Raw genomic sequence first — 12,996 nt, forward strand, 5'->3', positions numbered from 1 at the left:
GGCAGGCAAGGCGCAGGAGTCGCCGTCAGACGTCGACGCGGGTTCGCAAGGTGACCGGCAGGGTTTCGAGTTCGTCGTCGCCGAGGAGTACCTCAGCGGTCTCCGCCGAGCAGCCGACGTAGGTCGACACCAGGTCGTAGTCGGTGGCGACCAGCCAGCCGCGGTCCTGCGGCCACCAGAACTCCGGACCGCTCTCCCCCACCACGTCCCGCACCGATTCCCTCACGGTCTCCAGGTCGACCAGGCGAGCGCGACGAACGAGTGGCTCATCCTCGCCCCGGAGCAGAGCCGCCAGACCGTAGGCGAAGCAGACGACCTGGTCGCCGGACACCTCGGTGAGCGCGCGGGCCAGCGCACGCCGACTGCCGTCATCGAGAGCACCGGCTTCGGCCAGCCACAGCGGGCGCCCCGGACCGCGGTCCTCGTCCCGCAGCCACCGGTGGGACACCTCGGCGCGGAACGGGACGGCCAGGCACTCGGCCCGCGTTCGCCACGTCCGGCTACGGCCCGATCCGTCCGTGGCCTCGAAGCGGTGAAAGATCCTCAGGTAAGCGTCATACCCGCTCGGAACGAGCTCGGACACCACATGCCCGGGCCCGGCCTCCGGGCGGCCGAGCCGGTCCCCGAGCCAAGCCAGCTCCGTACCCTCGTACGTCCATTCACGCTTCTCCGTCACGACGCCCATTCTCCCGCCCCGGCGATCGTCCCCGGTCAGAGCACCGGCCGCCCGGCGGGCGCCTCGGCCGTCACGAAGACCGGGGAGCGGCCGTGCGCGGCGACACGGTGGCGGTCGGGGCTCAGGCGTGCGGCGTGCGGCGTCCCCGTGGTGCGCAGGACGTCGGTGGCGACCGCCCTGCGGGCCCGCCGGGCGACGGCCTTCAGTTCGCCCGCTTCGAGAGGCGCCCGCCAGGTCAGGCGGAGCTTGCCCGCGCTGCCGTTCGCGCCGGCGCAACTGCCGTGGCAGGGGCCGTCGGAGAGGGTCTTGTCGTCGCCGGTGTTCTCGGTGGAGCCCAGGTGACAGTCCTGGCGGATCTCCACGGAAAGCTCTTTCTGCCCCGGGCGGCCCGGCTTCTCGGTGGCCCCCGCGTCCACGAGGCGGCCGCCGGGCCCGGTGGTTCGGGTCCGCGCTAGGCCCGGACGCACTAGGCTGGGACTCAGGTGACGCGCTGTTCACTGAGGGTGTGCGCAATGGAGTGGCGACGATGAGTCCGGTCAACCCGTTCGACGATGCCGCCACGGCCCGCGCAGTCGTCGACGACTCCGGCACCCTGCTGGAGTGGAACGAGGGCGCCAGCCTGCTGCTGGGGCACCCGGCCGCCGACGTCGTGGGGCGCCCCGCCGCCGGGCTGCTGGCCGACGGCGGCGACGACACGCGCCCCGGACCCGGCGACGAGCACTGGAGCGGCACCCTGGCACTGCGGCACCGCGACGGGCACACCGTGTCCGTGTGGGTGCTCGCCCACCGCAGACCGTCACAGGACGGCGCACCTCGCACGTGGCTCGCCGTCGCCCCGTTGGAGCACGGCCCGGACCCGGCGGACGACCCGCTGGTCAGAGCGGCTCTCACCCAGGCCCCCTGCGCCATGATGATCTTCGACGACCGGCTGCTGCTGCGCGGTGCCAACGACGCCATGGCGCAGCTCGTCGGACTCCCGCCCGACCGCCTCCGCGGTCTGCGGACCACCGACATAAGCGACCGGCCGCAGAACGCGGAACTCGAACGGCACATGCGGCGGGTACTGTCCTCCGGCCGCCGGTACGACATGCAGACCCATCTCAAGGCCGTCGGCGAGAGCCGCGCCCACGCGTGGAACGCCCGTATCGCGCCGCTCACCGACGCCGACGGTCAGGTCCTCGGCGTGTGTGTGAGCGCCCACGACCTCACGGAGCAGCACCTCGCCCGGGAGCGGCTGCAACTGGTCAACGAGGCCAGCGTGCGCATCGGCAGCACGCTCGACGTCACCCGTACGGCACAGGAGCTGGCGGACGTGTGCGTGCCCGCGCTCGCCGACTTCGTGAGCGTCGACCTGCTGGACCCGCTCGAGCACGGTGGTGAGCCCGCCGCCGTGCTCGAACCGCCGGTCGGCCTGCGCAGGACGGCCCACCGGTCGGTCGCCCCGGGCGGCCCGGAGGCGGTGGCCGAACCGGGACAGCTGGACGTCTACCCGGCCGGCTCGCCCCAGGCCGAGTGTCTGCTCTCGGGGCAGGCGATCGTCGCCGCGGAGGCCTTCGGCGACCTCGAACGGTGGCTGGAATGGGACCCCGTCCGCCTTCGGCGGGTCAGGGAGTACGGCATCCACTCCACGATGTCCGTGCCGCTCCAGGCCCGCGGCACCACCCTCGGCGTCGCGGTCTTCACCCGGTTCCGGCGGCCCTACCCGTTCACCCACGACGACGTGCTGCTGGCCGAGGAGGTTTCCGCCCGCGCCGCCGTCTGCATCGACAACGCCCGCCGTTACTCCCGCGAGCGCGAGGCCACGCTGACCCTGCAGCGCAGTCTGCTCCCACGGTGGCTGCCGCCCACCGCCGCGGTGGAGGCGGCCTCCCGCTACCTCCCGGCGGCCCGTTCGGGGGTCGGCGGCGACTGGTTCGACGTCATCCCGCTGTCCGGGATGCGGGTCGCCATGGTCGTCGGGGACGTCGTCGGCCACGGCATCCAGGCCTCGGCCACCATGGGCCGGCTGCGCACCGCCGTCCGCACCCTCGCCGACATCGACCTGACGCCCGACGAGCTGCTCACCCACCTCGACGACCTGGTCGTCCGGCTGTCCGAGGAGTACGGCGACGACAGCGCGGGCGAGGTCGGCGCCACCTGCCTGTACGCGGTGTACGACCCGGTGTCGCGGCGCTGCGCCCTGGCCCGGGCCGGGCACCCGTCGCCCGTCCTGGTCCCGCCGGACGGCCCGCCCCGACAGGTCGAGCTGCCCTCGGGCCCCCCGCTGGGCGTGGGCGGGCTGCCGTTCGAGTCCGCCGAGCTGGAACTGCGCGAGGGCAGCGTGCTGTCGTTCTACACCGACGGACTGGTCGAGAGCCGGGAACGGGAGGCCGACGCCGGTCAGGCGCTGCTTCGCGAGGCCTTGGCGGCCCCCGCCGAATCGCTGGACGCGACGTGTGACCGGGTGCTGCGCGCCCTGCTCCCCTCGGGCAGCGCCGCCGACGACGTGGCCCTGCTGCTGGCCCGTACCCGGGGGCTGCCCGCCGGCCAGGTAGCGACCTGGGACATCCCGGCCGACCCGTCGCTGGTCGCCCCCGTCCGCAAGCAGGTCGTCGAGCAGTTGTCGGCCTGGGCCCTGCTGGAGGCGTCCTTCACCGCCGAACTGGTCGTGAGCGAGCTGGTCACCAACGCCATCCGGTACGGCGCACCGCCCATCAGACTGCGGCTGATCCACGACACGGCCACGCTGATCTGCGAGGTCTCCGACACCAGCCACACGGCGCCGCATCTGCGCCGGGCCAAGACCTGGGACGAGGGCGGCCGCGGGCTGCTGCTGGTGGCCCAGCTCACCCAGCGCTGGGGCAGCCGGCACACGACCGAGGGCAAGACGATCTGGGCGGAGCTGGGGCTGCTCGACGAGGAGTGAGGGAGCCGGAGGGAGCGCACCTCGTCTCCGGAGCGCGCCCGTCGTTTCCCGGCCCGTGCGACGGGACACTCGAAGACACAGGGCGTACGGTGCCGCCTCGGACCGGGGACCGTGCGCGAGAACCTGACGGGAGTGTGGAGAAGCGATGGCGAACACGTCCCAGCCCGTACACCGCACGGCCTTGCTGGCGAGCACGGTCGCGCTCCTCGGCCTGCTGAGCGCCTGCGGCAGCGAGAGCGGCACGTCGAGCGCCCCACAACCCACCGAGGCCCCGCGCACGACCAGTCCTGACACCGGCGCCTCCACCGCCCCCGCGGTCACCACCGCGCCCAGCGACACCGCCGGATCGGCCTCCGCCTCCGCCCGCACCGACGGCCGCTGCCACACCTCCGAGCTGCGCGCCGCCGTCGGCCGCGTCGACCCCGGCGCCGGACAGCGGAACTTCCCGATCGTGCTGACCAACACCTCCGACCGCACCTGCACCCTGTACGGGTACCCCGGCGCCGCCTTCGTCGACGCGTCCGGCAAGCAGCTGGGCCCGGACCCTGAACGCGCGCCCTCCTCCCCCGAGACGGTCACGCTGACCCCGGGGACGAGCGCGTGGGCCGGGCTGTCGTTCTCCAGCCCGCAGATCAGCGGCGCCCGCACCGCCACCCCGGCGGCGCTGCTCGTCACCCCGCCGGACGAGCGGGACCCGATCGAGGTCGAGTGGACGGCCGGTGAGGTCCCGGTGGGCGGCGGCGAGTCGTCGGTGTCCGTCACCGCCCTGGACGCGGGCACGGGGCCCTGAGGCGTCGAGTCCGGATCAGTGACCGGCGATCGGGTGCGGCGCGTAGGGCCGCTGCAGCTCCTCGATCTCCTTCTCGGTGAGCGCCAGTTCGACCGCCGCCACGGCGTCGTCGAGGTGGCCCGGCTTCGACGCGCCGATGATCGGCGCGGTCACCGTGTCCTGGTGCAGCAGCCAGGCAAGCGCCACCTGGGCGCGCGGCACGCCGCGGTCACCGGCGATGCGCGTGACGGCCTCGACCACGGCACGGTCGCCCTCCTGGTAGAGCGTGCTGCCGAAGTTGTCGGTGGCGCTGCGCTCGGTGGCGGTGTCCCAGTCCCGGGTGAGCCGGCCGCGGGCGAGCGGGCTCCAGGGCAGCACGCCGACGCCCTGGTCCGCGCAGAGGGGCAGCATCTCGCGCTCCTCCTCGCGGTAGACGAGGTTGTAGTGGTTCTGCATGGACACGAACTTCGTCCAGCCGTGCCGCTCGGCGGTGTACTGCATCTTGGAGAACTGCCAGGCGTACATCGAACTGGCCCCGATGTAGCGGACCTTGCCCGCCTTCACCAGGTCGTGCAGGGCTTCCATCGTCTCCTCGACCGGCGTGTGCGGATCGAAGCGGTGGATCTGGTAGAGGTCGACGTAGTCGGTGCCCAGGCGCCGCAGGCTGTGGTCGAGCTCGGTCATGATCGCCTTGCGGGACAGCCCGGCACCGTTGGGTCCGGGCCGCATCCGGCCGTTGACCTTGGTCGCGAGCACGATGTCGTCCCGGCGGGCGAAGTCGCGCAGCGCCTTGCCGACGATCTCCTCGCTGGTGCCGTCGGAGTAGACGTTGGCCGTGTCGAAGAAGGTGATGCCGGCCTCCAGCGCCTGCCGGATCAGCGGACGCGAGGCCTCCTCGTCGAGGGTCCACTCGTGCGCGCCGCGGCCGGGATCGCCATAGGTCATGCAGCCCAGGCAGATCCGCGACACGTCCAGGCCCGTCGAACCGAGCTTCACGTACTGCATCGTTGCTGCTCCTGTCTTCGGGATCATCAGTACCTGTGGCGAGCGTACGTCCTCGTGCGAGCTCGAAGGCGGGGCGGGTCAGCGCTGTTCCAGCAGGTCGAGCGCCCGCACCCAGCCGAACTCCGGGCGGCCGCCGTCCTCCGCCTCCCCGGCGTACGGGTCGCCGAGGCGCACGCCCATCCCGCGCAGCCGGGTCAGGCTCTCCCGGTACGCGGGATGGGAGGCCAGCGCGTCGGCCACGCACGGCAGGACGGCGACGGGGACGCCCAGGCCGCAGGCCTCGCACAGGGTGGCGACGGCGAGGGTGTCGGCCAGGCCGGCGGCCCATTTGTTGACCGTGTTGAAGGTGGCGGGCGCGACCACGACGGCGTCCGGCGCCGGGAAGGGCCGCGGATCGCCGGGGCGGCGCCAGGCCGAGCGGATGGGGCGGCCGGTCTGCGCCTCGACGGCGGCGGTGTCGAAGAAGCCGTCCATGGCGACCGGGGTCGCGAAGACGCCGACCTCCCAGTCGCGCTCCTGCGCCGCGGTGATCAGCTTGCTCACGCCGGAGGCCACGCCCGCGGCGCAGACGACGAGGTAGAGAAAGGGCTTCTCCGCCCGCTCCCCCCCTCTCCGGCTTCTCCGGCTTCTCGGATTCCTCGGCGTTCCGGGCCTGTTCGCTCACCCGGGAACCCTACTGAACGGGCCGCGGGCCGTGGATGCGGCGGTCCGACTCCTCGATGGGTACGTCGTTGATGCTCGCCTCCCGCCGGGTCATCAGGCCGTGCTCGTCGAACTCCCAGAGTTCGTTGCCGTAGGAGCGCCACCACCGGCCGTCGGCGTCGCGGGACTCGTACTGGAAGCGGACGGCGATGCGGTTACCGTCGAAGGCCCAGAGGTCCTTGCGCAGCGCGTACTCCCGCTCGCGCGCCCACTTGGCGGTCAGGAACTCGACGATGGCGGCACGGCCCGTGAGAAAGGTGTCGCGGTTGCGCCAGACCGAGTCCTCGGAGTAGGCGAGCGCGACCTTGTGCGGGTCGCGGGTGTTCCACGCGTCCTCGGCGGCCCGCACCTTCCGGGCGGCGGTTTCCCGGGTGAACGGTGGCAGGGGCGGGCGGTCGGTGGTCATGGCTGAACCTCCGTGAGGAGAAATGGAGAACGACCGTTCTCCGCGTCGGCTGCTACCGTAGGAGAACGTTCGTTCTCTCGTCAAGGAACGCATCAGGGCACACATCGGGGAAGAGGTCTCCATGGACAGCGAGGTCGCCCGCGAGCGGGCTCTGGACGCGGCGGAGCGGCTCTTCTACGGGCGGGGCGTCCAGGCCGTCGGCATGGACGACGTCCGCGGCGACTCCGGCGTCTCACTCAAACGCCTCTACCAGCTGTTCCCGGCCAAGGAGCAGCTCGTGGTGGCCTGTCTGGAGCGGCGCGACGTGCGCTGGCGGGAGCGGCTGGCGGCACACGTCGACCGGTACGAGGAACCCGGCCATCGGGTCCTGGCCGTCTTCGACTGGCTCGGGCAGTGGTTCGCCGAACCGGACTTCCGCGGCTGCGCGTGGATCAACGCGTACGGCGAACTGGGGGCCACCTCGCCCCCGGTGGCGGACCGGGTGCGGGCGCACAAGGGGGCTTTCCGGGAGTTCCTCGACGGCCTGGCGGGCGACGCGGGACTGCCCGCCGCGGTGGGCGGGCAGCTGTTCCTGCTGGCCGAGGGCGCCATGGTGACGGCGGGCGTCACGGGCGGTACGGAACCGGCCCGGGCGGCACGTGAAGCGGCGCGGGTGCTGCTGCGTGCCGCCGGGGCGGACACCCCGGCGGCGGACGCCGGCGGGGTCAGCCCACCGTCTGCGACACGGTGATGGCGCCGACGGGGCAGGCCCGGGCCGCCTCCCGTACCAGGGCACTGCCGCCGCCGTCCTCCCGGCCGGGCCGGACCGTGCTGTAGCCGTCGTCGTCCTGGGTGAACACGTCCGGTGCGGTCAGCGCGCACTGGCCCGCGCCGATGCAGGTGTCCTTGTCGATGCCGATGTGCATGACGAGAGCCTCCTACCAGGCCACGGGGAGTTCCAGCATCCCCTGGATCGTGTCGCCGGGTTTGAAGGGGATCTCCTCGGCCGGGGCGGCCAGGCGCAGCGAGGGCAGCCTCTCGAAGAGCGTGTGCAGGGCGATCTCCAGCTCCGCGCGGGCCAGGTTCTGGCCGAGGCACTGGTGGATGCCGAACCCGAAGGCGACGTGGTGGCGGGCCGGGCGGTGCCAGTCGAGGGCGTCCGGGTCGGGGTAGACGGTCTCGTCGCGGTTGATGACGGAGGTCGAGAAGACCACCCCGTCGCCGGCCCGGATGGTCTGCCCGTCCACCTCGATGTCCTCGGTGGCCAGCCGCAGCAGCCCGTCCGCGATGGACAGGACGCGCATCAGCTCCTCGACCGCGCCGGGCAGCAGCGAGGGATCCTCGCGCAGTTCGGTCAGTCGCCGGGGGTTGCCCAGCAGGGCGTAGGTGCCGAGCGAGATCATGTTGGCGGTCGTCTCGTGGCCCGCGACCAGCAGGATGACCGCCAGCGCGACCAACTGCCCGCGGTCGACGGCGCCCTCGCTCAGCTGGTGCCGGACCAGGTCGTCCAGCAGGCCCTCGCCGGGTGTCTCGCGCTTGCGGTCGATCAACTCCCCCAGATACGTCTCCAGTCGGTCGCGGGCGTCCTGGGTGTCGGCGGGCCGGGGCCCGCGCAGCAGCCGACGGGACTGCTCCTCGAAGAAGTCGTGGTCGGCGTAGGGGACGCCGAGCAGGGCGCAGATCACCATCGAGGGCACGGGCAGCGCGAAGTCCGTCACCAGTTCCGCGGGCGGACCCTGCGCGATCATCGCGTCGAGCCGTTCGTCCACGATCCGCTGGATGCGCGGGCGCAGGGCGGTGGCGCGTTTGAGGGTGAACTCGGGGAGCACCATCCTGCGCTGGGTGCGGTGTTCGGGGTCGTCGACACCGAGCAGGGCGGTCTTGCGGTTGCGTACGGCGGCGAGGCGCGCGGAGGTGGCGGGGAAGCCGTCGCGGGTGCGGTCGGTGGACAGCCGCTGGTCGGCCAGCAGCCTGCGGGCGGCGGAATGCCCGGTCACCAGCCAGGCCGGACGGCCGTCGAAGAGGGTGATCCGGGCCAGCGGCCGGGCGGCGCGCAGCGGGTCGTAGGCGGCGGGAGGGTGATAGGGGCAGGTCCGGTCCTGCGGGAAGGCGACGGGTTCGGTCGCGTCCCCGCCCGGCGCTGTGTCCGTGTCCGGCGTTGTGTCCGTGTCCGGCGTTGTGTCCGTGTCCGTCATGGAAGACCTCGCAGACGAAGAGTGCGTCGTGCCGATCTTCATTAGATGCCCTGGGCATCTATACGGCGACGTGAAGTTCGGCCAGATCGGTGGCGGGAGCAGACTGGCCGGGGATCGCCGCCGCGACGGCGGCCGGTCGCCTACGCGCTGAACGCACGGGCCACGGCGAGGCTGTCCTCGTACACGTGGTGCCGGACCACGAGACCGTCCCGCACGGTCAGATGCAGAGCGAACGTGGCGCGATAGGGCCGCCCGGTGGCCGCGGCGGTCTGCCGGATCTCGCCGAGCACCACGGCGTCCTCGCCGTCGACCAGGACCCGCTCGATCCGGGTGTCCGCGCGGCCGGGCACATGGTGGGCGGCCAGCTCCCGGTAGTGGGCGGCGGCGTCGGCCCGGGTGCGCCGGTGCCGGATCCAGGGGGTGGCGGCCCGGCCGTGTTCGTCCTCGGGCCAGCTCAGCCGCCAGTCACCTGACTCGGCGTACAGCTCGGCGATCCGGTCCGGGGCGCCCTCCCCGATCCTGCGCAGCAGCTCCCCCACCACGGCTCGGGTACTCGTGTCGGTGGCAGCGGTCATGGTCGGCGTCTCCTCGGGCTGGTCCTCGTGCGGGCGGTCACCACTGTGCCGCGGCCCGCCCGGCGGCGCGATGACGCGTGGGGTAATTGCGCGGCCGCTGGAGATCGGCGGGCAGGACGGGGTACGGATGGATCCGGCACCGGTCGGTGTTGCACCACGGTGTCAGTCAGCCGTACGACACGACGATGGGACGCAAGCCATGCCTCTTGAGGGCGAGTACGAACCCAGCCCGACGCAGTGGGTGCGCGAACAGGTGGAGCTCTACGAGAGCTCGGGCGGCACGAAGGGCACGACCCTGATGGACACGGGAATGCCCGTGATCGTGCTGACCACGCGGGGCGCGCAGAGCGGCAGGCTCCGCAAGACGCCGCTGATGCGCGTCGAGCACGAGGGCCGTTACGCCGCGGTCGCCTCCCTGGGCGGGGCGCCCAAGCACCCGGTCTGGTACCACAACGTCAAGGCCGATCCCCAGGTGGAACTCCAGGACGGCCCGGTGAAGCGGGACATGACGGCCCGTGAGGTCACCGGTGCGGAGAAGGCCGAGTGGTGGGAGCGTGCCGTCGCGGCGTATCCGGCGTACGCCGACTACCAGAAGAAGACGGACCGGGAGATCCCGGTCTTCGTCCTGGAAGCGGCCGACGGGAGCTGAACCCGGCGCGGAGAAGTTTCCCGGATTCGCGTGCATGGACCGACTCCGACCGGGAACACGCCGTTCAGGCCCCGCCGCGTTCCCCCGTCGCGGCGGGGCTTTCCGCTGCCTCCCGCGCGGGCCGGTCGGTGACGTCGAGGAAGATCTGCCCCGCCTCGGGAACGGTCCGCGCGATCGACCTCTTGATGCGTACGGCGACCTCCTCCACCCGCTCGCTGTCGAGACCCGGCACCAGGTCGATGCGGGCGGCCACCAGGGTGGAGTCGAGGCCCGTCTTCATGGTGAACAGCGCTTCGACGCTGTCGATCTCCGGCTGTGCCCGCAGCAGCGACCGGATCCGGCCGCTGGCCTCCGGGTCGGCGGCCTCGCCGATCAGCTGGTCGCGGGCCTCGCGGCCCAGCCGGTAGGCGACGAGCACGAGCAGCGCGCCGATCGCGAGCGAGGCGCAGGCCTCCCAGACCACTCGTCCGGTCACCATGTGCAGGACCATGCCGGTCATGGCGAGGGTCACGCCGAGCACCGCGGTGCCGTCCTCGGCGACGACCGTGCGCAGGGCCGGGTCGCGCAGCCCGGTGGCGAGCCCGCCCTGGCCCCGTACCTGGTGCAGGGCCCGCAGCAGCGATCCGCCCTCGGCGAGCAGGGCGACCGCGAGCACGATCAGTCCGGCCACGTAGCCGCCGAGCTTCTCCTGGCCGCCCGTGCGCAGGGCCTCGACGCCCTGGAAGAAGGAGAAGCAGCCGCCCATGACGAAGATGCCGACGGCCGCCAGGAGCGACCAGAAGAATCGTTCCTTGCCGTAGCCGAAGGGGTGCCTCCGGTCGGCGGGGCGGCGGCTGCGGCGCAGTGCGGCGAGGAGGAAGACCTCGTTCATGCTGTCCGCCACCGAGTGCGCCGCCTCCGACAGCAGTGCGGGCGATCCCGAGATGAGACCGCCCACCGCCTTGGCGACGGCGATCACCAGGTTGGCCGCCAGGGCCACCAGCACGGTGACGCGTGTCCTGCGGTCGGCCTTCCCGTCGGCCTCACGTTCGGGGTCGGGGGCGGTCTTCCGGTCCTGCTTCTCTTCCGAGGCTGTCCCACTCACGAGGGGCCGAATGCCCCCGGCCGACGCGGCTCACACCCTCTTGTGGGTGGCCCACCAGTGCCGACGGCCGAAAACGGGGAACGCGTCCACCAGGGCACACGAGCGACTGGAAGGCAGGCCCATGAGCGGTGACGGCGGGACGCCCGGCAACAGCGGCTACGGCAGGAAGGCGTTCAAACGGTCCAAGAGCCACTTCGCGGACCGGATCACCGCGGACGGCCGGGACGGCTGGCCGGTGGCGTCCGGCCGGTACCGGCTGGTGGTGAGCCGTGCCTGTCCGTGGGCGAGCCGCGCCCTGGTGTCGCGGCGGCTGCTCGGTCTGGAGGACGCCCTGTCCCTGGCGATCACCGATCCCATCCAGGACGACCGCAGCTGGCGCTTCACCCTGGACCCGGACGGCCGCGACCCGGTCCTCGGCATCCGCTACCTCAGCGAGGCCTACGACCGGCGCGAGACCGGCTACCCGGGCGGGGTCAGCGTGCCGGCGGTCGTGGACGTACCCAGCGGAAAGCTGGTCACCAACGACTACCAGCAGATCACCCTGGACCTCGCGACCGAGTGGACGTCCCTGCACCGGCCGGGCGCGCCCGACCTGTATCCCGACGCCCTGCGCGACGAGATCGACGAGGTGATGGCGGGCGTCTACGAGGACGTCAACAACGGTGTGTACCGGGCGGGCTTCGCGACGGGCCAGGAGGAGTACGAGGCCGCGTGCGCGGGCGTGTTCCGGCGCCTGGAGCAGCTGACACCCCGGCTGGAACGGCAGCGCTACCTGGTCGGCGACACGATCACCGAGGCGGACATCCGGCTCTTCACGACGCTGGTCCGCTTCGACGCCGTATACCACGGCCACTTCAAGTGCAACCGCTGGAAGCTGACGGAGAACCCGGTGCTGTGGGGGTACGTCCGCGATCTGTTCCAGACGCCCGGCTTCGGCGACACCGTCGACTTCGACCACATCAAACGCCACTACTACCAGGTGCACACCGGCATCAACCCGACCGCCGTCGTGCCCCTGGGCCCGGATCTGTCCGGCTGGCTCACGCCCCATCACCGGCAGGAACTGGGCGGCCGGCCGTTCGGCGACGGGACACCGCCGGGACCGGCCCGCGCCGACGAGGCGGTTCCGGTGCGGGGCAGGGCCTGACGGCCCGACCGTACGACCGACCACGCCACCGATTCACTCACCGAGCACACGAGCGCACCGAGCACACCGAGCACAAGGAGATCCACGTGGCCAAGAAGAAGAAGCAGAAGCTCCCCCTCGCCTACAAGCCCGTCGGCTTCGCGCTGGGCTGGGTGGGCGGCACGCTGGCCGGGCTGGCGTTCCAGAAGACGTGGAAGGTGATCCGGCACGAGGACAACGCGCCCGACGCGCTGGACCCGGACCGCGGCTGGGGGGAGATCCTGCTCGCCGCCGCGATCCAGGGCGCCATCTTCGCCGCGGTGCGCAGTGCCGTGGACCGGACGGGCGCCAAGGCCATCGAGCGCTCGACCGGTGTCTGGCCGGCCGGCGGGAAGGGCGGACGGGACTGACCGCACCGGGGCCCCTCCCCCGTCACCGACGGCACCCGGCAGGCGCTAGCCCTGCTTGGGTGCCGTTTGTGCGGTGCGGCGCAGGGTGAAGGAGTGACCCGCCGGGTCCGAGTAGCCACGCTCCTCGTGCACCCCGAGTGCGTCCTTCGCCTCCACTGGACGCCCACCGAGTTCGACGACGCCGCGTTCCGCCTCGTCCAGGTCGGCCACCCAGAAGTCCAGATGGGCCTGGAGGGAGTTCTCGGGCCGGGGCCAGCTCGGCGGGGTGGCGTTGACGTCCCGTCGGAACGCCATACGGAAGCCGTCAGCCGACCTGATCTCGATCCGGTTGGCGGTCACGTCGGTCTCCTCAGCGCCCAGCAGCCCCTTGTAGAACTCGGCGAGCTTCTCGGGCTCGGCGCAGTCGAGCACCACGACGCCCGCGTTGACCAGTGCCATGTCTCCTCCGAAGGATTCCGGGCGCGCGGCGATCGTGCCCCGCGCCCTCTACCTTGCGGATATCCCGGCCCGGCCGA

At 72.4% G+C, this 12,996-nt stretch carries 14 protein-coding genes and 2 pseudogenes; 6 read left to right on the forward strand and 10 right to left on the reverse strand.

The features are described 5' to 3' along the window. Positions 1-25: 25 nt before the first annotated feature. Both ACFCZF_RS02430 and ACFCZF_RS02435 read right to left on the reverse strand, forming a co-directional pair. The gene (locus ACFCZF_RS02430) at positions 26-676 is read right to left on the reverse strand and encodes a hypothetical protein (RefSeq protein WP_376670041.1); all 651 of its coding nucleotides are present in this window, start codon (positions 674-676) and stop codon (positions 26-28) included. Between the two features lie 62 nt (positions 677-738). Continuing rightward, positions 739-1,017 (reverse strand): annotated as a pseudogene (locus tag ACFCZF_RS02435) (hypothetical protein); the annotation flags it as partial. Between the two features lie 185 nt (positions 1,018-1,202). Between ACFCZF_RS02435 and ACFCZF_RS02440 the strand changes: the two are divergent. Next, positions 1,203-3,581: a SpoIIE family protein phosphatase gene (locus ACFCZF_RS02440; RefSeq protein ID WP_376670042.1), complete on the forward strand. Its 2,379-nt coding sequence runs from the start codon at positions 1,203-1,205 to the stop codon at positions 3,579-3,581. 145 nt (positions 3,582-3,726) lie between these two features. Continuing rightward, entirely contained in the window at positions 3,727-4,371 is a 645-nt protein-coding gene (locus tag ACFCZF_RS02445) for a DUF4232 domain-containing protein (RefSeq protein ID WP_376670043.1), read from the forward strand. Between the two features lie 15 nt (positions 4,372-4,386). Here the strand turns inward: ACFCZF_RS02445 and ACFCZF_RS02450 are convergent, their stop codons facing one another. The 3 genes and pseudogenes from ACFCZF_RS02450 to ACFCZF_RS02460 all read right to left on the reverse strand — a co-directional run bounded on the left by ACFCZF_RS02450 (position 4,387) and on the right by ACFCZF_RS02460 (position 6,463). After that, on the reverse strand, positions 4,387-5,355 hold the full coding sequence (locus ACFCZF_RS02450; RefSeq protein WP_376670044.1) for an aldo/keto reductase: 969 nt from the start codon (positions 5,353-5,355) through the stop codon (positions 4,387-4,389). A 78-nt stretch (positions 5,356-5,433) separates the two neighbouring features. Continuing rightward, positions 5,434-5,949, reverse strand: a pseudogene (locus ACFCZF_RS02455) (flavoprotein); the annotation flags it as partial. Positions 5,950-6,028: 79 nt separating this feature from the next. Further along, entirely contained in the window at positions 6,029-6,463 is a 435-nt protein-coding gene (locus ACFCZF_RS02460; protein WP_376670045.1) for a DUF1348 family protein, read from the reverse strand. 121 nt (positions 6,464-6,584) lie between these two features. On the opposite strand from ACFCZF_RS02460, the gene ACFCZF_RS02465 reads away from it, so the two are divergent. Continuing rightward, positions 6,585-7,193 (forward strand): TetR/AcrR family transcriptional regulator, encoded by a 609-nt coding sequence (locus tag ACFCZF_RS02465; RefSeq protein ID WP_376670046.1) that lies wholly within the window; start codon positions 6,585-6,587, stop codon positions 7,191-7,193. On the opposite strand, the gene ACFCZF_RS02470 is transcribed toward ACFCZF_RS02465, so the two are convergent. The 3 genes from ACFCZF_RS02470 to ACFCZF_RS02480 form a co-directional block, all read right to left on the reverse strand. Further along, positions 7,168-7,368 carry a ferredoxin gene (locus ACFCZF_RS02470; RefSeq protein WP_337306981.1) on the reverse strand — a complete coding sequence of 67 codons (201 nt, stop codon included), beginning with the start codon at positions 7,366-7,368 and terminating at the stop codon, positions 7,168-7,170. The two genes, ACFCZF_RS02465 and ACFCZF_RS02470, sit on opposite strands and share 26 nt — an antisense overlap. 12 nt (positions 7,369-7,380) lie before the next feature. After that, complete coding sequence (locus tag ACFCZF_RS02475; RefSeq protein ID WP_376670047.1) at positions 7,381-8,637, reverse strand: cytochrome P450; 1,257 nt, start codon at positions 8,635-8,637, stop codon at positions 7,381-7,383. A gap of 140 nt (positions 8,638-8,777) precedes the next feature. Beyond that, positions 8,778-9,212: a nuclear transport factor 2 family protein gene (locus tag ACFCZF_RS02480; protein ID WP_376670048.1), complete on the reverse strand. Its 435-nt coding sequence runs from the start codon at positions 9,210-9,212 to the stop codon at positions 8,778-8,780. Between the two features lie 199 nt (positions 9,213-9,411). On the opposite strand from ACFCZF_RS02480, the gene ACFCZF_RS02485 reads away from it, so the two are divergent. Then, positions 9,412-9,861: a nitroreductase family deazaflavin-dependent oxidoreductase gene (locus ACFCZF_RS02485; protein WP_376670049.1), complete on the forward strand. Its 450-nt coding sequence runs from the start codon at positions 9,412-9,414 to the stop codon at positions 9,859-9,861. A 64-nt stretch (positions 9,862-9,925) separates the two neighbouring features. Here the strand turns inward: ACFCZF_RS02485 and ACFCZF_RS02490 are convergent, their stop codons facing one another. Further along, entirely contained in the window at positions 9,926-10,945 is a 1,020-nt protein-coding gene (locus ACFCZF_RS02490; protein WP_376670050.1) for a cation diffusion facilitator family transporter, read from the reverse strand. A gap of 121 nt (positions 10,946-11,066) precedes the next feature. Here ACFCZF_RS02490 and ACFCZF_RS02495 point away from each other — a divergent pair, with 121 nt between their 5' ends. Together ACFCZF_RS02495 and ACFCZF_RS02500 are read left to right on the forward strand one after the other, a co-directional pair. Further along, positions 11,067-12,092: a glutathione S-transferase family protein gene (locus ACFCZF_RS02495; RefSeq protein ID WP_376670051.1), complete on the forward strand. Its 1,026-nt coding sequence runs from the start codon at positions 11,067-11,069 to the stop codon at positions 12,090-12,092. A gap of 86 nt (positions 12,093-12,178) precedes the next feature. After that, the gene (locus ACFCZF_RS02500; protein ID WP_376670052.1) at positions 12,179-12,481 is read left to right on the forward strand and encodes a DUF4235 domain-containing protein; all 303 of its coding nucleotides are present in this window, start codon (positions 12,179-12,181) and stop codon (positions 12,479-12,481) included. 45 nt (positions 12,482-12,526) lie between these two features. Here the strand turns inward: ACFCZF_RS02500 and ACFCZF_RS02505 are convergent, their stop codons facing one another. Further along, on the reverse strand, positions 12,527-12,919 hold the full coding sequence (locus tag ACFCZF_RS02505) for a VOC family protein (RefSeq protein WP_376670053.1): 393 nt from the start codon (positions 12,917-12,919) through the stop codon (positions 12,527-12,529). Between the last annotated feature and the right edge of the window lie 77 nt (positions 12,920-12,996).

This window comes from Streptomyces sp. NPDC056296, from assembly GCF_042268605.1.
Classification (GTDB): Bacteria; Actinomycetota; Actinomycetes; order Streptomycetales; family Streptomycetaceae; genus Streptomyces.